The sequence below is a fragment of the Streptomyces varsoviensis genome (genome assembly GCF_000718635.1).
Taxonomy (GTDB): domain Bacteria; phylum Actinomycetota; class Actinomycetes; order Streptomycetales; family Streptomycetaceae; genus Streptomyces; species Streptomyces varsoviensis.
Window position 1 is genome coordinate 188,023 of the sequence record NZ_JOBF01000022.1, and the last position, 23,067, is coordinate 211,089.

A 23,067-nucleotide genomic window follows, 5' to 3' on the forward strand; every position below is an offset into this window, starting at 1 on the left:
AGCCACAAGCGTCATGGGTGGGGACCCGGCGCCGATCTGGCCCTTCGGGGCTTTTCAGGACTTTCGGGCCGTGCGCGACCGTATGCCCCGCAACCCGGCGGAGGGCTACGGTCGGGCCCGGTCCGTGCATTGCGCAACTTGCTTTACCGATCGCCTCGCAAAAGGGGGAGGATAGGCCCATGCAGCCACGGAATATGTCCATGAGTGGAGTGGTCGACCTCGCCGCGGTGAAGGCGGCCGGGGAAGCGAAGCAGAAGGCGGAGCAGACGCGCGCCGATGCCGCGCGCGGCGGCGGCGACGCCGGGGCGGCCGGAGCCGCCCGTCTGATCTTCGACGTCGACGAGGCGGGGTTCGAGCAGGAGGTGCTCCAGCGCTCCGCCGAGGTGCCGGTCGTCATCGACTTCTGGGCCGAGTGGTGCGAGCCCTGCAAGCAGCTCAGCCCGCTGCTGGACCGGCTGGCCGGCGAGTACGCCGGGCGGTTCGTGCTCGCCAAGATCGACGTCGAGGCCAATCAACTGCTCTTCCAGCAGTTCGGCGTGCAGTCCATCCCCGCCGTGTTCGCGGTGGTGGCCGGGCAGGCGCTGCCGCTGTTCCAGGGTTCGGCGCCGGAGGCGCAGATCCGGCAGGTGCTGGACCAGCTCGTCCAGGTCGCCGAGCAGCGGTTCGGGATCGTCGGCGCGCCGATCGACCCCGCGGCGGCGGGCGCCGACGCGGCCGGCGCGCAGGGCGCCGAGGCCCCGGAGCAGCCCGCCGGCCCGTACGACAGCGCGCTGGGCGCGGCCCATCAGGCCCTGGACGAGGGCGACTTGGGCGGGGCCATCCAGGCGTACAAGAACGTGCTCTCGGACGACCCCGGCAATGAGGAGGCCAAGGCGGGGCTCGCCCAGGCCGAACTGCTGCGGCGGGTGCAGGACCTGGACCCGCAGCAGGTACGCAAGACCGCGGCCGAGTCCCCGGCGGACGCGGCGGCGCAGATCGCCGCGGCCGACCTCGACCTGGTCGGCGGCCACGTCGAGGACGCCTTCGGCCGGCTGATCGACACGGTGAAGCGCACGGCGGGCGATGACCGCGAGGCCGCCCGGCTCCGGCTGCTGGAGCTGTTCGAGGTGATCGGCGCCGACGATCCGAGGGTCACGGCCGCCCGGATGGCGCTCTCCCGAGCGCTCTTCTGACCGCCTTCTGACCGCTCCTGGCTCACTCCCGCCTCACCCCTGTCTCAAACGACGCAGCGGCCGCGCTTTACCAAAACTTGGTAAACGCGGCCGCTGTTACTCGCAGTAAGAGAACTCCGGTGCTATGGCCGGATTTTTGCGATTTCTCCGTTTGTTTCCGACCACTTCGCCGCAACCGTCGGTGCCCGCTCGATGGCGGTCGGTCGAGCATTGTTGATCTGTCCGTTACTCGCTAGTAACGAGCCCCTTGTGCCTCGGCCGGGAATGGACCACGATCGGCCAAGCTCGGTCCATTCCCGAAGCCCGGCAGCCGGTCGCGTCTTGGGGCATGGGTCCCCACCGAGCGGCCGGCGGCGCCGCCACCGGTCTGTGGACAGGGGGGTCTCCGTCGCCATCGGCGGGGCCTGTCCAGCAGGTTGCGCGGGAGCGCGGCCAGTGGTTGTCGCTCGGGGGTGATCGCCAATGGATTCGGAACGCGGTGCGCGCCTCCGATGACGGCGCTCTCCTTCCCGAGGACGTAGCACTTCTCCCATCCCGGATGACGACCGGCTCAAGTAGCGCGGCCCGTACCGGAGATGTACGTCCGAGAAGGAGGAAAGTCATGGAGTCCCTGGCTCGTGGCGGGACCAGATGGAAGCGGTTCGCTGTCGTCATGGTGCCGAGCGTCGCCGCTACGGCGGCGATTGGAGTCGCCCTGTCACAGGGGGCGCTCGCGGCCTCGTTCAGTGTGTCGGGACAACAGTTCAAGGTCACGGCCTCGCACCTTGTGGGCGAGGACTTCGTCCAGTACGGAGCGGCTGACACGACCAATTCGGGCAAGGACAAGAACAAGCCGGTGGCTGTGGTCGGCTTCAAATCGGCAACGATCAATGATCTCTGCCAGTCCGTGGTCGTGCCGGTGCCGCTCATCGGCAAGATGACGATGAAGCTGCAAGCGGGCAGCCAGAAGCCGGTCGAGGCCAAGACGCTGTACATCGACGCCGACGACCTGCACGCCGACGCGGAGTTCACAAACATCGACATCGGTGTGGACGTGGACAAGACCAAGACCGGCCCGTCGGCGGGCGACAGAGCGAAGGGGAAGTACAAGCCCGGTTCCTTCGCCCAACAGGCGGACGTCGCGGTGTTCGACAACGTCGAGCAGCGCGCTTGGGCGACCACCGCCGGCACGTTCACACTCAAGGGCCTGCACATGGAAGTCAGCAAGGGCTCCGACGCTGAGTGCAAGCTGAAGAAGTGAACGGACGGGTGCGGGGCGGTGACTGCCCCTCGCACCCGTGCGCCGGCTTTTGTCGAGCCCGCACACCCGCTCACGTACCACCGATTCGCCAGTCCTGAGGAGCTGTACGACATGAGCGCCGACACGCGGCCACGGCTGATCGACACGCTTGGCCGAATGCGCCGATCTTTCCGGGGGTGGCGCGGACAACGCCCCTTCTGGGCCGGCCTGCTGACGCTGTTGGCCGGCGTCCCGATCATGTACGTCCCTTATCAGAACCTCACCCTCGGTTCGCTGACCGTCCGACTGGCGACTACGGCGGGCGCGGGTTCGCTGATCATCGGCATTCTGCTGATCGTGCTCGGCCTGACCATGTGGTTCCAGCCGCAGTCACGGGTGTTCGCCGGTGTCGCGGCGATCCTGCTGGCCCTGGTCTCCTTGGTCGTGTCGAACTTCGGGGCCTTCCTGGTGGGTTTCCTCCTGGGGCTCATAGGCGGTGCGCTCGGGGTGTCGTGGGTGCCGGGCATCAAGCCGGCGCGTAGATCGCCGTCCGAGCCGACCGCCGAGCCGACCGCCGCGATGAGCGCCGACGGCGCCGGCGAACAGCACACGGGAACGCGGCCCGCGGAGGGCGGAGAGAACACCGGTAAGGGCGGTTCCCTGGGCGGTGACCTGCCGGGGGCGAGCCCGATGAACGGGAGGTACCGTGCCGCCTGATGAAGAACAGGACGGGCGAGGCGCTGAGGCCGCCGCCGACCGGGACAGAGCCGGTCCGCGGCACGCGGCGCCGAGGAAGACTCTGCTGACTCGGTTCCACGTGCCCGCGGGCAAGGCGATCGCCATCGCGGCCATGCCCAGCGCGGTGTTGATGGGCCTGGGGTTCACGCCCCAACTCGCCCAGGCCAAGCCGCTGCCGAAGAATCCGTTCCAGAACGGGCCGTGCGTCACGGCGCCGGACCAGACGGCGGACGCCGACGGCAAGGACAGCAAGGCCAAAGACGGCGACAAGGCCAAGGACGACAGCAAGCCCCAGGACGACAGCAAGTCCAAGGACGATAAAGGCGACGACAAGGCCAAGGGCGGCCAGGGCAACGATAAGCCCAAAGGCGAGAAGACGGTCACCGGCAAGGTCGACACCGTACCCTCCCCGAGCGCCTCCGGTGACAAGGAAACCAAGGGCAAGTCCGAGGAAAAGTCCGAGGACAAGAGCCCGCCCGCCTCTCCGCACAGCCCCGCCCCCTCGCCGTCCGCCACGCGCAACCCCCTCGATCCCCTGGGCATCGGCGACAAGATCAAGGACCTGCTCAACGGGGGCTACGGCAAGGCCGCGGGCAAGTCCGCACAGCCGACCACACCGAGCCCGACGGCCACGCCGACCGATGGGAAGTCCGCCGCCGACGAGTCTTCGGGTCAGAAGTCCGTCACCGGCAAGCCTTCCGGCGACTCGTCATCCGAATCCGAGAACTCGTCATCCGACGAGACGGAGAAGGGCGACCAGGGCAAGAAGGACGCCAAGGCCGACGACGTCGACAAGGGCGACGCGAAGGGCCCCTCGGCCCCTCCCACCCCCAGCTCCGACACCACCCCATCTCCCGACCCCACTCCGACCGCCACCCCCTCCGGCGAACCGGACGCCGACGGCAAGAAGCCGTACCCCTGTGTCGTGGAGAAGAAGTCCGACGGCAAGGATGAGCAGACGCCCGTAGGGCTGCCGAATCAGCCGTGGACGCTGAAGTCCGACCTGATCACGATGCACAACCTCAAATACCACGGCGTGGTGAATCTGCGGACGGCCGACGGCCGGACCAAGCAGGCGCTGAAGTTCACGATGGACTCGGCGTCGATCCACAACCTCGACCAGTCGGCCGACCAGGAGGTCGGCGGCCTGCGGACGTACGTACGCGGGGGGAAGGGGACCACCTCCACCATCGACGGAGGGGTCACCATGTACACGGAGAGCTTGAAGGGGAATCTCTTCGGGGTGCTGCCGGTCACCTTCACGCCCGACTTCCCGCCGCCCATCACGCCGCCGGAGATCTTCTTCACCGGTTTCACCGCCATCCAGGCGGGCCAGTTCGGCGGCACGCTGCGCATTCCGGGGCTGCACAGCGGCATGGAGTGACCGCCGCACGCGAAGTGCCGGGGAACGTCACCCACGACGTTCCCCGGCACTCGCGTCGACGCGGCCCCTCGCGTCAGCACGGCCCCTCCGCGTCGACGCGGCCTCTCCGCGTCAGCGCGGCCCCTCGTGGCGGCCGGGGAGCCACCAGTTCCAGCGCCCCATCAGGCGCATGGCGGCCGGTACGAGCAGCAGGCGTACGAGCGTGGCGTCGAGGAGGATGGCTATCGCCATGCCGAAGCCGAGTTGCTGCATGGGGACGATGCCGGTGAAGCCGAAGGAGCCGAAGACGGCAACCATCAGCAGGGCGGCGCCGGAGATCAGCGGTGCGGTGCGGGTGAGGCCGCGGGCGACGGAGACGGTGTTGTCGCCGGTGGCCAGGTACTCCTCGCGGACCCGGCCGAGCAGGAACACCTCGTAGTCCGTGCTGAGGCTGAAGAGCAGGGCCAGGAGCAGCACGGGCACGAAGTTCTGGAGGTAGTCGGTCTTCTCGAAGCCGAGCGGGCCGGTCCCGAAGCCGTGCTGGAAGACGAGGACGAGGACGCCGTACGTCGCCCCGATGGAGACCAGGTTCATGGCGATGGCCTTCAGCGGCAGCAGCAGCGACCGGAACGTCAGCAGCAGCACCACGTACACGGCGACGAGCATGAGCAGGATGACGGCCGGCAGCTTGTCCTGGATGACGCGGTTGGCGTCGATGCCCTCGGCGGTCTCGCCGCCGACCACCGCGTGCAGCGGGCCGGTCAGGGTCCGGGCCTCGTCCTGCACCTGGCGAAGCAGGGTGCGCGCGGCGTCGCCCGCCGCGCGGTCGTCCATGATCACTTCGAGGACGGTCTTCCGGTCGTCCGCGGCCGCGAAGTGGCGGACGGTGTCGCGGGCGTCGGCGGGCAGCCGGCCCAGGACGGAGCCGTTCAGGGCGGCGAAGGGCTTGTCGGGGGAGGCGGTGCGCAGCGTGTCGACGGCCGAGTCGACCCGTACGACGTGCGGGAGTTCGCGCAGCCGGTCGCGGAGGCGCACGACCTGCGTCGCCTCGTCGCTCTCGCCGAGCGGCCGGTCGGAGCCGACGACCACCTGGATGGGGGAGGTCTGGCCGACGCCGAACGCGTCCTGCACATGGTCGTAGCCGACCCGTACGGGCGAGGAGCTGGGCAGGATGCGCGCGTCGGGGGAGAAGGTGCGCAACTGCGCGGCGGGGGCGGCCAGCGCGATCAGGACGACGGCGCTGCCCGCGAGGAAGAGCACGGGGCGGCCCATCACCCGCAGCGCGATCCGGTACCAGCGGCTGGACTCCTCGTCCCGGGGGCCGGTGCGGCCCCCGCTCAGCCATCGCGGCAGCCGCACCCGGCCGGCGTTGATCCGCTCGCCCAGCAGATGCAGCAGGACCGGCAGGAAGAGCACGGCGGCCAGTACGGAGAAGGCGACCACGACGATGGCGCCGAGCGCGATGGAGAGGATGACGTTCAGATCGATCAGGAACAGCGTGCACATCGCCAGGACGACCGTGATGCCCGAGGCGATGACGGTGTGTCCGGAGGTGCGCAGGGTGGCGGCCACGGCGGCCTCGACGGACTGGCCTCTGGCGAGCTGTTCCTTGAACCGGGTGACCATGAAGAGCGAGTAGTCCACGCCGACGCCGAGGCCCAGCATGGTGGCCGCGTTCTCCACGAAGACCGACAGCTCGTAGTGGTGGGCCACCGGGGAGAGCAGGCCGAGGGTGAAGACGATGGCGCTGACCCCGACGGCCAGCGAGACCAGGGCGGCGACCACGCTGCGGAAGAGCAGCAGCAGGATGACGATGATGAGCGGCATCGTGATCAGCTCGGCCTTCATCAGGCTCTGCTGGCTCAGGTCGTTGACCTCTCCCCAGAACGACGACGGGCTGACCAGGGAGACGTCCATGCCCTGCGGCCCGAAGCGGTCCGCCACCTTCTTCTGGATCTTGGGGAGTTCGCGGCGCGCGGTGCCGTCGTCGAGCGCGAGGGCCACCGAGTCGATCGCCGTGCGCTGGTCCTTGCCCACGTAGGCGGCGCGGTTCTGGGCCGAGAGGGTGGTCCAGCCGTAGCTCTCGGTCGCCTTGAGCGCGGGGTCGGCGATCACCTGCGCGGCCACGGCCCGTACGCGCTTGTCGAACTCCGGGGAGCCGGCGCGGTGTTGCCTGTCGTGCACGACCAGGGTGACCGTCGTCGCTCCCCGGCCCTTGAAGCCGTGTTCGAGCTGGGCCGCGGTCTTGGTCGAGTCGGCCCCGGCCGCGTACCATCCGCCGCCGCTGAGCGAGCCCGCGATGGACATCGCGCCCAGCCCGCACACCGCCAGCGCCACGAGCCACACCCCCAGCAGCGGCCAACGCGCCCGGCCGATCAGCCGGGAGGCGCGGGCGGCGAGGTCCGGGCGCGCCGGGCCGTCCGCCGGATCGCCGTCCGGAGACGCGGGCGCCGGTGCGGGCGCCGACGCGGACGCGGGCGGGGTGGAGAGCTGTTCAGACATGTGAGGGCTCCCAGAGCCTGGAGAAGTCGGGCGGCAGTGGGGATAGTGGAGAGCGGGAATACTTCGAGTCGAACACCGACCCTCAGTCGGTGAGTATCCTTGGGGGCACTATGGCAGTCAAGTCCAGACGTGAGGAATACGCGGCTCTCACCCGCGCCGCGCTCTTGGAGGCGGCCTCGGGCCTGTTCGCGGAGAAGGGGTTCGACGCCACGTCCATCGACGACCTCGCCGCCGCGGCCCGGGTCAGCAAGGGCGCCGTCTACCACCACTTCGCGGACAAGCGGGCCATCTTCGACGAGGTGTTCCGGGTCGCCCAACAAGACGCCATCGGGCGGGTCCTGGAGGCGGCGCTGGCCGTGCCCGGGGAGCGCGCCACCCCGTGGGACGTGGCGGCCGAGGCCGTACGGGCGTTCCTGCGCGGTTATGTGGAGGACGAGCTCAAGCGGTCGCTGCTGCGCCAGTCCGCCGAGGTCCTCGGCGTGCGGCGGTGCCGGGAGATCGACGAGGAGCTGGCCCTGCCGCACATGCGGGGCCTGCTGGAGTCCGTACGGGCGCGGGGCGAGCTCCAGCCCGTGTCGCTGGACGCCACGGCCGTCGTCGTCTTCGGCACCCTCTGCGAGGCGGCCACATCGGTCGCCTTCGCGCGCAACCCCACGCAGACCTATGAGGAGATGTCGGTCGTGGTGGGCCACATGCTGGAGGGCCTGCGCAAGCCGATGGCGCGAACGGCGCCGGGGGCGCCGGGGAAGCCGGCCTGACGCCGTCGAGCCGTACGTGCGGGCGCGGGGCGTACGGGCGTTGAGCTGCCTCAGGCGTACGGGTGCGTCGAATCGTGCCGTACGTGCGGGCGCGGGGCGTACGGGCCCTGAGCCGCCTCAGGCGTACGGGCGAGTCGAATCGCGCCGTACGTACGGGCGTCCAAGAGCGTGCGGCGGGCCGGGCGGGGGTCATCGTGTGACGCCCCGCCCGGCCCTTTCGCCGGGTACGTACGGCTCCCGTGTGCCGGGTGTGGTTCAGGAAGCCGCTTCGGGGGTGCCCCGGCCGTTCCGTGCCGCGTCGCTCGCGGCGCGGTTGCGCGTAGCGAGCTTGCGGAGTCCGCCGATGAGCACGAGCGGCTTCTCCAGTTCCGCTGCCAGTCGGCGGGGCAGTGGGCGGGTGGCGCTGTGCGCGTTGACGGCGACGTGGCGCTTGACCGGCGCCCCGGAGACGATCTCCGCGGTCATCCGGGCGGTGAGCGCGCCGAACAGTAGCGACGCGTAGACGAGTTGCGGCACGCTGTAGCCGTCCTCGCCCAGGTGCTCGCGGGCGTTCTTGAGCATCTCCAGGGGGATGAACCGGGTGGGGATGACGCGGAAGAGCAGCGCCCAGATGACCCCGTGGTCGACCTGGTGCGCGCTGATCCTGCCGTCGAACGGCTCGGCCCCCGCCCGCCGGTAGTCGTAGAACCGGATGTACTGCGTGCCCGCCATGTCGTACCCCGTGAGCACGGGGACGCGGGCCCGCGCGGCGGCGCGGTGCAGCGCGTACTTGGCCTGCCAGCCCGAGCGCTCGGTGACGTCGACGCCGTCGATCACCACCGAACACCCCGCGACGAGCTTGTCCGCGTTGTCCTCGGTGATGCCCTCCAGGACGGTCTCGGCCTCGGCGTACGGGTTGATGGCCCGTACCCGCTCCGCGGCCACCTTCGCCTTGTGCCGGCCGATGTCGGCGAAGGCGGCGTGCTGCCGGTTGAGGTTGTTCAGCTCAAAGCTGCCCGTGTCGGCCATGACGAACGACTGCACGCCGATCCGGGCCAGTGGCTCCACGGCGGCCCCGCCGGTCGAGCCGCAGCCGGCGATCAGCAGCCGGGCCTGTTCGAGTCGCTGCTGGGTGGCGGTGGAGATGAAGCCGCGGTTGCGCACGGTGAACTCGGCGTAGAAGGCGCGGCGGTCGGCGGGGATCGCGAGCCCCGGGTCCGACGGCCGGTCGGAAGCCACCCGACTGCCTGATGCCGAGGCGTCGGATAGCGAAATGTCAGTCACTACGCCGCCACCTCGATGTGCTGTACGGAGCCGGAGAGTTCGGACAGCAGGTCCCGTACGGCCTTGAAGGGCGCGTCGGCCGCGGCGGCCCGCTGGACCACGGCGCTGCGGCGGACCGTCTCCTCGGGCGAGGGGAGGTGGGCGAGGAAGGGGTACACCTTCTCGCGGGTGACGTACATGGGGTGCATGAGTTCCTTCAGGCCGAGGCGCGGTGTCGTCCCGTCCAGCAGATGCACGTCGAGGCCCAGGAGAACCAGGTGGCGCAGCGCCACGTGTTTTTCCACGTCGCCGATCAGCATTCTGGTCGTGTGGCGCTCCTGGCAGAGAATCCCCGAGATGCCGGCCAGCAGCCCCAGCATGACGCGCAGCCGCAGGGTGCGGTCGGTGAGGGAGTGCGCTTGCACGAAGCGCTTCACTTCTCGTACGGAGTGCGTGGTCAGCCCGTCGGAGGGCGGGAGCAGCGACAACAGCCGCAGATTGTGGGCCTGTTCGCAGGGGAACAGCCTGCGGTCCGGGGCGTCCAGGGGGCGCGGGGAGTGGTCCTCGCTGTGTGCGAGCGAGACATAGCCGAGAATGCGGCCGGTCACCTGATCGGTGGTGATGACGTGGATATCCGACTGGTGGATTCCCTGCACCGGTTCGCAGAACAGGGAGTTGTCGAAGACGATGTCCTCGCTCGCGTAGCCCGCCCGCAGATATTCGGAGAGCCGGAACCCGGCGAGGCCCAGCAGATAGCGCTCGGGTATCGCCTCGGTGGGCGCGGCCGTGGTGATGACGCCCTTGCCGTGGGCGGCTCGGTAGACATGGGAATCCGTACGGTGCAGCCGGCCGGCGAGGCCGCCGAAGCTGAGCCGGCTGTGCAGCCGGAGTATGTCGGCTATATAGCGGCGGCGTACACCGCTGTCGGGCCCGGGGCCGGTGACGGGGGCATCTTCGAGGGTGCCTTCGGGGGCGCTTTCGACCGGCGATCCGGTCTTGGCGGGGGCGACCGGCTGGGCGGGGGCATCGGCCCCGGCGGGGACGAACGGTTCGGCGGGAACGACCGGTTCGGGCTCGGCGGGCGCGGGCGCCGGGGAGTCCTCGGTTTCGGCGGGAAGGCCCAATGGCACGAGCCAGGGGTGGGCGGAGCCGGCCGCCGGCGGAGTCGTCGTGGTCATTTGGTGCTCCTCACGTTGGCAGAGAGAACGGGAAGAACGGAAATGAGGCCTGGGCGGTGCGGGCGCTCAGAAGTCGTCCTCCGCGTAAAGGGCCTCGGTGATGGCCAGGGCGAGCACCTCGGGCGTGCCCTCGTAGATGCGGGCGCCGAAGGATTCCCGTACGAACTTCTCCATGGCGTTCTCCCGCAGGTATCCGCGCGCGCCCATGAGGGACATGGCCTCCTGCGCCACCTCGATGGCGACCTGGTCGGCGAAGAGCTTCGCGGTGGCGGGCTCGTACGCGGGGGCGGGGATCTCGGTGTCCGCCGCCTGCGCCGCCTTGAGGTACATCAGCCGGGCGGCCTCGACCTTCGAGGTCATCTCGGCGAGCTTGCGGGCGGTGAACTGGTGCTGGTGGAGCGGGACTCCGCCCTGGACGCGCTCGGCGCACCAGTCCTTGGCGAGGTCGAAGGCGCCGCGGGCGACGCCGGTGGAGATCGCGGCGACGGTGGCGCGGGCCATGTTCATCTGCTGGATGTTGATGAGCATGCCGTTGCCCTCGCCGCCGACGACGTTCTCGGCGGGCACGCGCACGTTGTCGAAGAGCAATTCGCTGCCCAGGCAGGCGCGGTAGCCCAGCTTGTCGGCGACCGGGCCGCGGGTGACGCCGGGGGAGTCGAGCGGCACGATGAACGCGGTGAGGCCGGTGGCGCCGGGGTGGCCCTCGATGTTGGCGTACACGCTGCCGAACTCCGCGAGCCGGGCGTTGGTGATGAACCGCTTGCGGCCGGTGAGCAGATAGCTGTCGCCGTCCCGGCGGGCCTGGACCACGTCGGTGGCGTGCTCCGCGTTCTGCGGGATCAGCAGGTCGCAGCCGGCCTGGTCCTCGGTGATCGCGTTGCAGGCCAGGACCGGGTTGTCGCCGGAGAACAGCGGCAGGAACCGGGCCTGGAGGCGCGGGTCGCTGGAGAGCAGCACCGGGGCCTGGCCCAGCAGCGTCGCGCCGAAGATGAGGGCGGTGCCGGCGCAGGCCGCCGCGATCTCCTCCAGGGCCACCGCCACACCGAGCACGCCCAGCCCCAGCCCGCCGTACTCCTTCGGGACCACCAGGCGCAGCAGCCCGGCCTCGTGGCCGAGGCGCACCAGCTCCCAGTCGAATTCCTCGGCGGGCGCGCGGTCGTTGTCCGCGACCCGGGGGCGTACGTCCTTGTCGACGAACTCCCGGACGCGCGCCCGCAGTTCCTGGATCTGCGGCGGTTCCGCGAGGAAGTCGACGGGGGCGCTGTGGAAGGCAGTGTCGCTCATGGGTTTCCGTTCATTCTTTCTGGGCGCGCGAAAGACACGCCCGGTGCTGTGCCATGCGGAACCGTCGGCGTGGTGCCGCAGGGAAGGGGTGGTGTTCGAGGTGGTACGGGCGCGGGTCGGCCACGTCGGGCGGGCAGGCCCTACGAGTTGCGGGCGCGGGGGCCCGTCAGACGGGCAGGCCGTCTTCGGCGGCGATCGTCGGGTACTGGTCGAAGGCGGGCTGGAGGAGGGGCACGAATTCCAGCACCTTGGCCACGCTGCCCTTGATACGCACCTTTCCGGTGGCGAGGGCCACCGGCATCAGCAGCTTGCCCAGCCAGAGGCTGTGCGCGGTGTCGCTGCTCATCTTGATGCGGATCGCGGCGGGCGCCGGGGGAGCGCCGACGTTCACGCCGTCGGGCGTGACGAACAGTTCGACGTCGGGCTTCACCTGGATGAGGTGGAGGGATATCCCGGACTCGCGCATGCGCTGGGTGAAGGTCTCGTCCTTGAGGAGGATGGTGAACAGTTCGCTGAAGATGCGGACCGCTTTGTCGGACGACTCGAATACGGGCACGTAAAAGCTCCTTACGGGTATGGATCGGTCATGGATCGGTCATAGGTCGGGCACGGGAAATGGCGCCGCCGCGACGGTGGAAGGCGGGCGGTGGCGGTGGTGGTGCGGTCGGTATAGGAAATGCCGCGCCGCATTGCGGGCGATGGAATGGGGGATCGCGGAACGGCATGGCACTACGGCGGCCGTTCACGCAGGGCGGATTGCGGCAGGCGACCCCGAGCGGCCTCGAAGAGCCACTGCGAAGTGAGGGCGGATACGAGGAGGAGGTAAAAGGCGCGGCGCGGAGGCGGCACGGCTACGAAAAATGCCGTGGCGGCAGTGCGGCAGTGCGGCAGTGCGGCAGTGCGGCAGTGCGGCAGTGCGGCAGTGCGGCAGTGCGACCGCGCGCCGGCCTAGGGCCGTGAATTGCGCCGACGCGACGGCGGGCGCGCCGCCAGGCCGGCGGAACGCCGCGAAGGCGACGGGGAGTGTGGGGGGATGGGTCGTGTGTCGGTCAGGGCGAACACCCGGTGAGTAGGGACGCTCCCACGTCAAGAGTGGTGTCCACGGCGTGATTTGGTGGCTTGGGCCGCAGATGCACGGGTGGTGCGATCCCCCGATCAAGTCGAATTACGGACGACACAGACGCTGACACGTGTTTCCCCTTGGTAATTCCCCGTTAGGCACGTTGAGGCCCTGTAACCCACCGGCAGTCACACCGGCCGTCCCGCGCGGCCAGCCGCGCTGAACCTGCCCCAGGTTCTGACTAAGAGTCGGTTTCCGACTTTAGGTTACTCAAGAAGCGTGCCAGGTGCGCGCCTGTTGAGTCAAGAACGATCTACCCGAAGCCGAGGCTTCCGTTCCGTGTCCCATCGGTCATGTCCGGAAGGCCCAAAGCCCTTGCGGGCAGGGCCTGTTCACCCCGCATACACCTAGGTTGCGAAACCAGGAAAGGCGCCGCCCCCGCGACTCCACGGGGGCGGCGCCTTGTCGAATGGCCCTATGTGACCCGCCGTTGAACACCGGGAGGGCGTTCAATGCTTGAAGACGGCTGTGGTGATGGGCTGTTGCTCAATCGCTCAGCGCTGGGCCGCGTACGACTTGCCGCCGTGCAGGGCGGCGAGGGCGCCCGCGTAGACGCCTGCGTACGGGTCCTCGGGGGTGTGGAGGGGGGCGAAGCGGATGCCCCAGAGGAAGCCGACCAGGTTCCCGTCGGAGGTGAGGCCGCGCATGATGGCCTCCCACAGGTGGGCGTGAGTGTCCAAGCAGGGTGGAGATGGCGGAGCGGGGCCGGTTCAGGTGGCCGAGCGGGATTCGGACATCTTGAGCACGGTCCGGGTCGGGAACAGCGGGACGAGGCGGCTGACGAGCCGGTTCACGCGGCCGGACACGATGCTGGCCGGAGGGGTGCGCCGGTCGAGTGCCGCCAGCACGGTGGTGACCACCTGCTCCGGCGTCTGGAACCGGGCGCCTTGGGTGCTGGTGCCGGAGCGCGCGTAGAACCCGGTGCTCGTCGGTCCCGGGGATGCCGCCATCACGGTCAGGCCCGATGCGCGCTGCTCGTACGCGAGGGCCTCGGTGAAGCGGATCACGAACGCCTTGGCCGCGCTGTAGACGGCCATGCCCGGCATCGGCATGTAGCCCGTCAGGCTGCCGATGTTGAGCAGCGCCCCCCGCCCGGAGGCGACCAGATCCGGCAGAAACGCGTGAGACGTCTCGACCACGGCGTTGATGTCGAGCTGCAACTGCGCACGCACCTCGTCCGCGGTGGAGTCCGCGAACGGCTTGGTCAGCCCCGCGCCCGCGCAGTTGACCACGGTGTCCACCCGGACCCCGAGTCCGTCCAGCCGCTCTTTGAGGAGCTGCCCGCCGCGCTCGACGCCCAGGTCGAAAGCCACGGGACAGGCCGTACGCCCGGTCTGTGCGGTGATCTCGGCCGCGAGCTCCCGCAGCGCGTCCTCCCGCCGCCCGACGAGTACGACGTCAGCACCGCGACGGGCCGACTGGCGTGCGAACTCGGTGCCGATCCCGGAACTCGCACCTGTCACCAGAGCGGTCGTATCCGTGTACTGCATGGGTCTCTCCTCGTCCGTGGCGCCGTCGGCCACGCCTATGTAAGAACCTCTCACTTTGAGGGTAGGCGAGAATGTGAGAGGCTTCAACATCAGGAGGTTTCATGGCCGGGCGCAACACGTACCATCACGGCGACCTGCGCAACGCGCTGCTGCGGGCGACCAGGGAACTGGTGAAGGAGCGCGGGGCGCGGGGGTTCAGCGTCTCCGAGGCCGCTCGCCGGGCCGGGGTGTCCATCTCGGCTCCCTACCGGCACTTCGCCGACCGTGACGCGATGCTCGCGGCCACTGCCCAGCTCGCTTTCACCGAACTGGAAACGCAATTCGCGGCGCTCGTACTGGAGGAACCGCTCCCGGAATGCGCGGCGCGGATCGCCGTCGCCTACGTGGCCTTCGCCCGCCAGGACCCGGCCCGGTTCGAGGTCATGTTCGCCTCCGGAATCGACAAGGCGTCCCACCCCGAACTGCTGGAACAGACACGGCGCGTCCAGGAACGGCTGGAGGCGGCGCTCCAGCCCCACGTCCCCCGGGAGGAGGTGGTGGGCCGCGCCGCCGAGCTATGGGCGATCGCGCACGGAGTGGCCTCCCTGGCTCTCGGCGGCAACCTGCACCATGTCGTCGACTCTTCCCGTATCGACAGGGTCGCCGCATCCGCCGCACACGCCTGGGCGAGGGGCGTCTCCACCTCCGGCGTATGAGACCCGAGGGCGCCCCCTGGCTTTCCCTCGGGCGCGGGCTCCGGCCACGGGTGCGGGCGACTTGCCGTCGCGCGCGCACCCGGCTCCGAACCGGCCACCGACTCGTCTGCGCGTGTCAGGAAGCGGGGACGGGGTCCAGCCGGTAGGCGGCTCCGTGGGTGATGACGTGGCCGGCGGTGGGGGCGGCGAAGTGGGTGCCGAGGAGGAGGGTGTCGGTGTCGGCGAGGGAGGCGAGGAGGGTGCGGCGGGTGGCCTCGGACCGCTGGGGGTCGATGTCGACGCAGGCGCCGATGGCGGGGTGGGTGAGCTGGACGGGGTGGTGGACGCAGTCGCCCGAGATCAGCGCCGTGTGGCCCTCGCTGGTCAGCTCCACCGCCACGTGGCCGGGCGTGTGGCCGGGGGTCGGGATCAGGCGCACGCCCGGGGCGATCTCGACGCCCTCGGCCGGGACGTCGACCGTGTGCAGGAGGCCCGCCTCCTCGACGGGGATCACGGAGTCGCGGAACATCTGCGCGCGGGCCTCCTCCATGTCGTACGTGGCCCAGAACTCCCGCTCGGCGCGGGCGGTGACGTAACGGGCGTTGGGGAAGGTGGGCGCCCAAGCGCCGTTCACCCGCCGGGTGTTCCAGCCGATGTGGTCCGCGTGCAGGTGGGTGAGGACCACCAGGTCGACGGAGTCCGGCGGGAAGCCGGCGACGGTCAGGCGCTCCAGGAAGTCCGTCCGCAGGTCGTGCCAGGCGGGGTTGGCCCGCTCCTTGCCGTTGCCGATCCCGGTGTCGACGAGCACGCGCAGCCCGTCCACGACGAACGCGAAGCTGTGGCTGTCGATGCGCAGGATGCCGTCCTCGTCGGCGAAGTGGGGGTGCAGCCAGTCCTGGCCATTCACCACCTCGGACGTGGCGTCGGGCAGCAGCCAGGGGCCGGTCGCGGGCGGCAGGGCGATCTCGTCGACGCGGTGGACGGTGATGCCGCCTACGGTCCAGAAGGGGGTGGCGGAGGTGGTGGGGGCGGTGTGCATGGCGGGCTTCTTTCGTTCTCTGCGTTCTCTGCGGATTCTTCGGGCGGGTCAGTGGGAGGTGGCGGCGTCGGGCGTCCGGCGCCGTGTCGCGTTCAGCGTCGCGAGGGCCGCCGGCGCGAGCACGGCCGCGCCGATCGCGTAGGCGTGTGCGGTGGCCCCCAGCCCGTAGCGCTGGGTCGCGGCGCCCGCGGCGATGGCGGGCAGGCTCATGGAGAGGTAGCTGAGGATGTAGTACGCGGCCAGCGTCGCGGCGCGGTCCCGCTCGGCGAGTGAGGCGAGGAGCATCCGCATCGCCCCCTGGGATACCGCGCCGAAGGCGATGCCCGCCAGCGCCGCGCCGCCGTAGACCGCGGGCAGCCCGGCGCCGTGCAGGCCGGTCAGGGTCAGGGCCGCGGCGGGCAGGACGGCCAGGCCGCCGCCGGTCAGCGTGGCGCGGGGCGCCCGGCGGCGCAGCGTCCACACGGTGAGCGCGGCGGTGGCGCTGAGGGTGAAGAAGACCATCCCGCGGGCCGCCTGCGGGGCGTCGGGGGCCACCAGCCGTACGAGGGCCGGGCCGAGCGAGGAGTAGAAGCCGCCCAGCGCCCAGACCGTGGCGACCGCGGCGCCGGCGGCCGGCAGGGTGCGGCGGACCGTCGCCGGAACGCTGGGCCGCGGGCGCAGGGAGCGCAGCGCGCCGGCATGGCGGTGCGCCGTCTCCGTCATGAACGCGACCCCGATCGCCTGGGCGAGGAACACCGCCGCCAGCAGCGCGTAGACGGTGACGGTGGGGGTGGGGGCGTAGCGGACGAGCAGGGTGGAGACGAGCACGCCGGCGGCCATCCCGGCGGCCGGGGTCACGCTGTTGGTCAGGGCGGACCGGCCCGGCCGCCGGGGGTTCTCCAGGTCGAGGAGGGCCGCGCCCGCGGCGCTGGTGGCCGCGCCGGTGGCCAGACCTTGCAGGACCCGGGCGATCGTCAGGGACACCGCGCCGTCCGCCGTGGCCAGCAGAGCCATGGATGCGGCGGCCACGGTCAGCGCGCCGGCCAGGACGGGGCGCCGCCCGAGGTGGTCGGAGAGCGCGCCGGTGGTGAGGAGGGCCAGCAGCAGCGCCAGGGCGTACGCGCTGAAGACGACGGTGACGGCGAGCGCGGAGAGGCCCCATCGGTCCTGGTAGAGCGGGTAGAGCGGGGTCGGCGCGCTGGACGCGGCCAGCAGGGCCGCCAGGATCGACGCGTCGAGGGCGAAGGAGGCCGCGCGGTTCGCCGTACGCGGCCGTGTACGGGGCTGCGTACGGGCGGGGTTGGCCGAGTGCGGACGTACCCCCGTCTGGACGGGGGCGGCCCGACCGGTGTGGTGCGCGTCGCCACCCGCCACCGCCAGGACAGCCGACCGGGCGCGGGCCGCTCGTCGGGCGCGGCGCGGCGCTTGCGCGTCGGACAAGACGCTGGGCATGGGGCTGAGACTCCCTTCGTAAACGCAATGGGTTTGCTTTAAGAGACCGTAGAGCCTACAGTCGGGTTAACGCAAACCGTTAGCTTTTGGCTCGGAGTGCTCCGTCGCCACACCCCTGACCAGGAGAGAAGTCGTGTCCCCCGCTGACCTCACACCGCCCGAGGCCGCCCGCTGGGCCGCCCGCGCCGGGCTCCACCTCCCCGACGACCGCCACGCCGCGGCCGCCGCCACCGCCAACCACATCCACTCCGTCGTCGCGGTCCTGCGCGAACTGGACTTCGGCGACACCCCGCCCGCCGGCGCCTACCGCGCCACAGCCGGTGCCTACCGCGCCGGAAAGGAGAAGCACGATGCAGCCGTATGAGCTGACCCTCGCCGACGCCGCGCGGCGGATACGGGCCCGCGAGCTGTCCCCCGTCGAGCTGGTGGACTCGGTCCTCGACCGCATCGGCACGGTGGACCCGCACGTCGGGGCGTACGTCGCCGTCACCGCGGAGCATGCCCGTGCCGCGGCGCGCGAGGCCGAGCGGGAAGCGGCCCGCGGCGCGTTCCGCGGCCCCCTGCACGGCGTCCCGGCCGGGCTCAAGGACCTGATCGATGTCGCCGGTTCGCCCACCTCCGCCAGCTCCCGGGTCCGGGAGGGGCACCGCGCCGCCGCCGACAGCACGGTGGCCGCCCGGCTCCGCGCCGCGGGCTCCGTCCTCGTCGGCAAGACCCACACCCACGAGTTCGCCTACGGCCTGACCACCCCGCAGACCGGCAACGCCTGGGACCGGGGCCGGGTCGCCGGAGGCTCCAGCGGCGGATCGGCCGTCGCGGTGGCGGCCGGCGCGGCGACCTTCGCCCTCGGCACCGACACCGGCGGCTCGATCCGGGTCCCCGCGGCTCTCAACGGCGTCGTCGGCCTCAAGCCCACCTACGGCCTGGTGCCGCGCCACGGCGTCACGTCCCTGTCCTGGTCGCTGGACCACGTCGGCCCCGTCACCCGCACCGTCGAGGACGCGGCCCTCGTCCTGGGCGTCCTCGCCGGACACGACCCGCGCGACCCCGCCTCGCTGGACCTGCCCGCCCTCGACCACGCCGCCCACCTGACGGAAGGGGAGCCGGACCTGACGGGCGTACGGGTCGGGGTGCCGCGCGACTACTACTTCGACCACGTCGACCCGGAGGTGGAGGCCGCCGTCCGCCGGGGCATCGCGGAACTCGCCGCGCTCGGGGCCCGCCTCGTCGATGTCGACATCCCCATGACCCGGTACATCCAGGCCACCCAATGGGGGCTGATGGTGCCGGAGGCCACCGCCTACCACGAGGGCACGCTGCGCACGGTCCCCGACCGCTACCAGGCGGACGTCCGCATCCTCCTGGAGGCCGGCGAGCTGATGGGCGCGGGCGACTACCTGCGCGCCCAGCGCTCCCGGACGCTGATGCGGGAGGAGTGGGCCCGTATGCAGGAGGAGGTCGACGTGATCGCCGCGCCGTCGGTCCCGATGACCGCGGTGAAGGCCGACCAGACGACGGTCACCTGGGCCGACGGTACGGCCGAGGCCGTCTCCGACGCCTACGTACGGCTGTCCGCCCCGGCCAACATCACCGGGGTGCCCGCGCTGTCCGTCCCGGTGGGCCATGACACGGCGGGCATGCCGATCGGCATGCAGCTCCTCGGGCGGCCCTTCGGCGAGCAGGCGCTGCTGCGCGTGGGCCACGCCTACGAACGGACCCAGTCCGCCCGTTCGCTCGCGCCCGTCGCCTGAACGCGGCGCCCCTCTAAAAGCAAGGACTGTGCTTTAAGGTGGCGTTATGAGTCGTAAGCAGATGGTGCGCCCGGGCGGGCGCAGCGCCCGGGTCCAGGCGGCGGTGCACACCGCCGTCCGTGAGATCGCGGCGGAGCAGGGCCGCGACGCGCTGACCGTGCCGCTGGTCGCCCAGCGCGCCGGGGTCACCCCCTCGACGATCTACCGCCGCTGGGGCGACCTCCAGGAACTGCTGTCGGACGTCGCGGTGGAGCGGCTGCGGCCCGAGACCGAGCCGGAGCGCCTCGGCGACCTGCGCTCGGACCTGACGGCCTGGGCCGAACAGTTCCTCGACGAGATGTCGTCCCCCTCGGGCCGCGCCTACATCCGCGACGCGCTGCTCGGCGACCCGGACGGCAGCAACGCCGGCCAGTGCTCGGCCTACGCGGCCGAACAGGTCGACGTCATCCTCGCCCGGGTGCTCGACCGCGAGGACCGCGACGGGCGCGAGGAGGCGGCCCCCGACGTCGAGACGGTGATGGACCGCGTCGTCGCCCCTCTGATGTACCGCATCCTCTTCCGCCCTGCCGGCCTCGAACCGGCGTACGCCCGCAGGCTCGTGGCCGACCTCCTCGGCGAAGCCGAAGGCGAAGGCGATGGCGAAGATGAAGGCAAAGCCGAAGGTGAAGGCGAAGCGGCCCGGCCGTAGCAGCCCAGCGGTAGCAGTCCGGCCGTAGCGACCCCGGGCCGAGCGGCCCAGGGGGGAGCGGCCGGTCGCCCTCCCCCCTCAAGCCCTCCTAGAAGACCGACTCCGCCTCGTTCATCCGGCTCTCCGGAACCGTCTTCAGCTCCGTCACCGCCTCCGCCAGCGGCACCATCGTGATCTCCGTGCCGCGCAGCGCCGTCATGTTGCCGAAGTCGCCCCGGTGGGCGGCTTCGACGGCGTGCCAGCCGAAGCGGGTGGCGAGGACGCGGTCGTACGCGGTGGGGGTGCCGCCGCGCTGGACGTGGCCGAGGATGACGGGGCGGGCCTCCTTGCCGAGGCGCTTCTCCAGCTCGACGGCGAGCCGGTTGCCGATGCCCGCGAAGCGCTCGTGGCCGAACTGGTCGATGGCGCCGCGCTCGTAGTCCATCGAGCCCTCGGCGGGGTGCGCGCCCTCGGCGACGCAGATGACGGCGAACTTCTTGCCGCGGTCGAAGCGCTCCTCGACCATCTTCACCAGGTCGCCGACCTCGAACCGGCGCTCCGGCAGGCAGATGCCGTGCGCGCCGCCGGCCATGCCGGACTCCAGGGCGATCCAGCCCGCGTGCCGTCCCATGACCTCCACGACCATGACGCGCTGGTGGGACTCGGCGGTGGTCTTGAGGCGGTCGATGGCCTCGGTGGCGACGCCGACGGCGGTGTCGAAGCCGAAGGTGCGGTCGGTGGCGGAGATGTCGTTGTCGATGGTCTTGGGGACGCCGACCACCGGGACGCCCGCGTCGGAGAGCATCCGGGCGGCGGTCAGGGTGCCCTCGCCGCCGATGGGGATGAGGACGTCGATGCCGTACGCGCGGGAGAAGTCCTGGGCGCTCTCGCACGCTTCGCGCAGCCGGGCGCGCTCCAGCCGGGCGGAGCCGAGGATGGTGCCGCCGCGGGCCAGGATGCCGCTGACCGCGTCGAGGTCGAGCTTGCGGAACCGTCCGTCGAGGAGGCCCTTGAAGCCGTCCTCGAAGCCGATGACCTCGTCGCCGTGGCCGACGAGCGCGCGGTGCACCACCGACCGGATGACAGCGTTGAGGCCGGGGCAGTCGCCGCCTGCGGTGAGAACTCCGATGCGCATCGTGCTGTGTCTCCTGCTCGCTACCGGTACATGTGAGCCAGTCCGATTGTTTCATGACCCCGGTGGTACCGCTGCCCCCACCTCTCGCTGCGCCCTATCCAGGGGCGCGGGTATTGTCAAGAGGGCAAGCCCGCCATACCGGGTGTTTTTGCCGGGAAAACCGGCAAAAAGCACAACTGTCAGTGGCCGAGGTGCACCGAGATGGATCAAGGAGAACACGCGTGACGCGCAGCGTATACGTGACCGGGATCGACCGCGGCGACGGCCGGCAGGTCGTCGAACTCGGGGTGATGGAGCTCCTGACCCGCCATGTGGACCGGGTGGGCATCTTCCGCCCCCTCCTGCACGACGGCCCCGACCGCCTCTTCGACCTGCTGCGGTCCCGCTATCGGCTCAGTCAGACGCCGGAGGCCGCCTCCGGCATGACATACGCGGAGGCCACCGCCCTCCAGGCCGAGCAGGGCACCGACGAACTGGTCTCCCGGCTCGTCGAGCGCTTCCTCGCCGTCGGCCGCGAGTACGAGTACGTCCTGGTGCTCGGCACCGACTACGGCGCCACCAACCTCCCCGACGAACTGGCCCTCAACGCCCGGCTCGCCAACGAGTTCGGCGCCTTCGTCGTCCCCGTCGTCGGCGGCCAGGACCAGAACGCCGAGACCGTACGGTCCGAGGCCCGCAACGCCTACCGCGCCTACGAGGCGCTGGGCTGCGACGTGGTCGCCGTGGTCGTCAACCGGGTCGCGCCCGGCGACCGCGACGCCGTCGTCGAACGGCTCGCCGCCCGGCTCCCCGTGCCCTGCTACGCGCTGCCCGAGGACGGCTCCCTCTCCGCGCCCACCGTCGCCCAGATCGTGCAGGCCCTCGGCGCCGAGGTGCTGCTCGGCGATGCCGCCGGGCTCGCCCGCGACATCCGCGACTTCGTCTTCGGCGGCGCCATGCTGCCCACCTTCCTCAAGGCCCTCACCGACGGCTGCATGGTCGTCACCCCCGGGGACCGCGCCGACCTGATCGTCGGCGCGCTCGCCGCGCACAGCGCCGGGGCGCCGCCCATAGCCGGCGTGGTGCTCACCCTCGACGAGCGCCCCGGCCCCGACATCCTCGCGCTCGCCTCCCGGCTCGCCCCCGGCACGCCCGTCGTCTCCGTGCCCGGCGGCTCCTTCCCCACCGCCGAACAGCTCTTCTCCATCGAGGGCAAGCTCGACGCCGCCTCCCCGCGCAAGGCCGAGACCGCCCTCGGCCTCTTCGAACGGCACGTCGACACGGCGGAGCTGACGCGCCGTATCTCGGTCGCCCGCTCCGGCCGGGTCACGCCGATGATGTTCGAGCACGAGCTGATCGAGCGGTCCCGCGCCGGCCGCCGCCGGGTCGTCCTGCCCGAGGGCACCGAGGAGCGCGTGCTGCGCGCCGCCGACGTGCTGCTGCGCCGGGACGTGTGCGATCTGACGCTGCTCGGCGAGGAGTCCGCGATCCGCAAGCGCGCCGCCGAACTCTCCATCGACCTCGGCGACGCGGACCTGATCGACCCGCACACCTCCCCGCTGCGCGAGCGGTTCGCCGAGCAGTACGCCCGGCTCCGCGCCCACAAGGGCGTCAGCTACGAGCTGGCGTACGACGTGGTCTCCGACGTGTCCTACTTCGGCACGCTCATGGTGCAGGAGGGCATGGCCGACGGCATGGTCTCCGGCGCCGTGCACTCCACCGCCGCCACCATCCGCCCCGCCTTCGAGATCATCAAGACCAGGCCGGGCGCGCAGATCGTGTCGTCCGTCTTCTTCATGTGCCTCGCCGACCGGGTCCTCGTCTACGGCGACTGCGCCGTCAACCCCGACCCGGACGCCGAGCAGCTCGCGGACATCGCCATCCAGTCGGCCGCCACCGCCGCCCGGTTCGGCGTCGAGCCGCGGATCGCGATGCTGTCGTACTCCACCGGCACCTCCGGCTCCGGCGCGGACGTCGACAAGGTCCGCAAGGCCACCGAGCTGGTCCGCGAACTCCGCCCGGACCTGTTGGTGGAGGGGCCGATCCAGTACGACGCGGCCGTGGACGCCGCGGTCGCGCGCACCAAGCTGCCCGAGTCCAAGGTCGCGGGCCGCGCCACGGTGCTGATCTTCCCGGACCTGAACACCGGCAACAACACGTACAAGGCCGTGCAGCGCTCCGCGGGCGCCGTCGCCGTCGGCCCGGTCCTCCAGGGGCTGCGCAAGCCGGTCAACGACCTCTCCCGCGGCGCGCTGGTGCAGGACATCGTGAACACCGTCGCCATCACGGCCGTACAGGCCCAGGGCGAGCAGCCGTGATTCCGCC

Annotated in this window: 20 protein-coding genes; 10 read left to right on the forward strand and 10 right to left on the reverse strand. The window is 71.1% G+C overall.

The window, feature by feature from the left end; genetic code table 11:
• Window positions 1-179 precede the first annotated feature (179 nt).
• The 4 genes from IF55_RS27610 to IF55_RS27625 all read left to right on the forward strand — a co-directional run bounded on the left by IF55_RS27610 (window position 180) and on the right by IF55_RS27625 (window position 4,513).
• The gene (locus IF55_RS27610; protein ID WP_030889913.1) at window positions 180-1,172 is read left to right on the forward strand and encodes a tetratricopeptide repeat protein; all 993 of its coding nucleotides are present in this window, start codon (window positions 180-182) and stop codon (window positions 1,170-1,172) included.
• 601 nt (window positions 1,173-1,773) lie between these two features.
• Window positions 1,774-2,412: a DUF6230 family protein gene (locus IF55_RS27615; protein WP_030889911.1), complete on the forward strand. Its 639-nt coding sequence runs from the start codon at window positions 1,774-1,776 to the stop codon at window positions 2,410-2,412.
• Window positions 2,413-2,523: 111 nt separating this feature from the next.
• Entirely contained in the window at window positions 2,524-3,108 is a 585-nt protein-coding gene (locus IF55_RS27620; RefSeq protein WP_030889907.1) for a DUF6114 domain-containing protein, read from the forward strand.
• Between the two features lie 100 nt (window positions 3,109-3,208).
• Window positions 3,209-4,513: a hypothetical protein gene (locus tag IF55_RS27625; RefSeq protein ID WP_048832544.1), complete on the forward strand. Its 1,305-nt coding sequence runs from the start codon at window positions 3,209-3,211 to the stop codon at window positions 4,511-4,513.
• Between the two features lie 111 nt (window positions 4,514-4,624).
• On the opposite strand, the gene IF55_RS27630 is transcribed toward IF55_RS27625, so the two are convergent.
• Window positions 4,625-6,994 carry an MMPL family transporter gene (locus IF55_RS27630; RefSeq protein ID WP_048832546.1) on the reverse strand — a complete coding sequence of 790 codons (2,370 nt, stop codon included), beginning with the start codon at window positions 6,992-6,994 and terminating at the stop codon, window positions 4,625-4,627.
• A gap of 110 nt (window positions 6,995-7,104) precedes the next feature.
• Here IF55_RS27630 and IF55_RS27635 point away from each other — a divergent pair, with 110 nt between their 5' ends.
• Window positions 7,105-7,752, forward strand: coding sequence for a TetR/AcrR family transcriptional regulator (locus IF55_RS27635; RefSeq protein ID WP_030889899.1), 648 nt, complete (start codon window positions 7,105-7,107; stop codon window positions 7,750-7,752).
• A gap of 255 nt (window positions 7,753-8,007) precedes the next feature.
• Here IF55_RS27635 and IF55_RS39545 read toward each other — a convergent pair whose 3' ends face one another.
• The 6 genes from IF55_RS39545 to IF55_RS27665 all read right to left on the reverse strand — a co-directional run bounded on the left by IF55_RS39545 (window position 8,008) and on the right by IF55_RS27665 (window position 14,066).
• The gene (locus tag IF55_RS39545; protein ID WP_063764051.1) at window positions 8,008-8,970 is read right to left on the reverse strand and encodes a ThiF family adenylyltransferase; all 963 of its coding nucleotides are present in this window, start codon (window positions 8,968-8,970) and stop codon (window positions 8,008-8,010) included.
• A 44-nt stretch (window positions 8,971-9,014) separates the two neighbouring features.
• Window positions 9,015-10,172: a hypothetical protein gene (locus IF55_RS39550; RefSeq protein ID WP_030889892.1), complete on the reverse strand. Its 1,158-nt coding sequence runs from the start codon at window positions 10,170-10,172 to the stop codon at window positions 9,015-9,017.
• Between the two features lie 66 nt (window positions 10,173-10,238).
• Window positions 10,239-11,456, reverse strand: a complete 1,218-nt coding sequence (locus IF55_RS27650) for an acyl-CoA dehydrogenase family protein (protein WP_030889890.1) — start codon at window positions 11,454-11,456, stop codon at window positions 10,239-10,241.
• 166 nt (window positions 11,457-11,622) lie between these two features.
• A complete protein-coding gene (locus IF55_RS36090; protein ID WP_051776228.1) occupies window positions 11,623-12,012 on the reverse strand; it encodes an SCP2 sterol-binding domain-containing protein in 390 nt (129 codons plus the stop codon).
• A 1,058-nt stretch (window positions 12,013-13,070) separates the two neighbouring features.
• The gene (locus IF55_RS27660; protein WP_030889884.1) at window positions 13,071-13,256 is read right to left on the reverse strand and encodes a hypothetical protein; all 186 of its coding nucleotides are present in this window, start codon (window positions 13,254-13,256) and stop codon (window positions 13,071-13,073) included.
• A 30-nt stretch (window positions 13,257-13,286) separates the two neighbouring features.
• The gene (locus IF55_RS27665; RefSeq protein ID WP_030889881.1) at window positions 13,287-14,066 is read right to left on the reverse strand and encodes an SDR family NAD(P)-dependent oxidoreductase; all 780 of its coding nucleotides are present in this window, start codon (window positions 14,064-14,066) and stop codon (window positions 13,287-13,289) included.
• A gap of 101 nt (window positions 14,067-14,167) precedes the next feature.
• Between IF55_RS27665 and IF55_RS27670 the strand changes: the two genes are divergently transcribed.
• Complete coding sequence (locus IF55_RS27670; RefSeq protein ID WP_030889876.1) at window positions 14,168-14,761, forward strand: TetR/AcrR family transcriptional regulator; 594 nt, start codon at window positions 14,168-14,170, stop codon at window positions 14,759-14,761.
• A gap of 115 nt (window positions 14,762-14,876) precedes the next feature.
• Here the strand turns inward: IF55_RS27670 and IF55_RS27675 are convergent, their stop codons facing one another.
• Together IF55_RS27675 and IF55_RS27680 are read right to left on the reverse strand one after the other, a co-directional pair.
• Complete coding sequence (locus tag IF55_RS27675) at window positions 14,877-15,779, reverse strand: MBL fold metallo-hydrolase (protein ID WP_030889873.1); 903 nt, start codon at window positions 15,777-15,779, stop codon at window positions 14,877-14,879.
• Between the two features lie 48 nt (window positions 15,780-15,827).
• Complete coding sequence (locus IF55_RS27680) at window positions 15,828-17,210, reverse strand: MFS transporter (protein ID WP_078645313.1); 1,383 nt, start codon at window positions 17,208-17,210, stop codon at window positions 15,828-15,830.
• 133 nt (window positions 17,211-17,343) lie between these two features.
• Between IF55_RS27680 and IF55_RS27685 the strand changes: the two genes are divergently transcribed.
• The 3 genes from IF55_RS27685 to IF55_RS27695 are packed head-to-tail and all read left to right on the forward strand — an operon-like array spanning window position 17,344 to window position 19,649.
• The gene (locus IF55_RS27685; protein ID WP_030889867.1) at window positions 17,344-17,574 is read left to right on the forward strand and encodes a hypothetical protein; all 231 of its coding nucleotides are present in this window, start codon (window positions 17,344-17,346) and stop codon (window positions 17,572-17,574) included.
• Window positions 17,561-18,961: an amidase gene (locus IF55_RS27690; protein WP_030889865.1), complete on the forward strand. Its 1,401-nt coding sequence runs from the start codon at window positions 17,561-17,563 to the stop codon at window positions 18,959-18,961. The genes IF55_RS27685 and IF55_RS27690 overlap by 14 nt, the downstream gene beginning before the upstream one ends.
• Window positions 18,962-19,007: 46 nt before the next feature.
• Window positions 19,008-19,649 carry a TetR/AcrR family transcriptional regulator gene (locus tag IF55_RS27695; protein ID WP_030889863.1) on the forward strand — a complete coding sequence of 214 codons (642 nt, stop codon included), beginning with the start codon at window positions 19,008-19,010 and terminating at the stop codon, window positions 19,647-19,649.
• A gap of 88 nt (window positions 19,650-19,737) precedes the next feature.
• Here IF55_RS27695 and IF55_RS27700 read toward each other — a convergent pair whose 3' ends face one another.
• Window positions 19,738-20,763 (reverse strand): ATP-dependent 6-phosphofructokinase, encoded by a 1,026-nt coding sequence (locus IF55_RS27700; protein WP_030889860.1) that lies wholly within the window; start codon window positions 20,761-20,763, stop codon window positions 19,738-19,740.
• 221 nt (window positions 20,764-20,984) lie between these two features.
• Between IF55_RS27700 and pta the strand changes: the two genes are divergently transcribed.
• Window positions 20,985-23,060 carry a phosphate acetyltransferase gene (pta, locus tag IF55_RS27705; RefSeq protein WP_030889857.1) on the forward strand — a complete coding sequence of 692 codons (2,076 nt, stop codon included), beginning with the start codon at window positions 20,985-20,987 and terminating at the stop codon, window positions 23,058-23,060.
• Window positions 23,061-23,067: the final 7 nt, after the last annotated feature.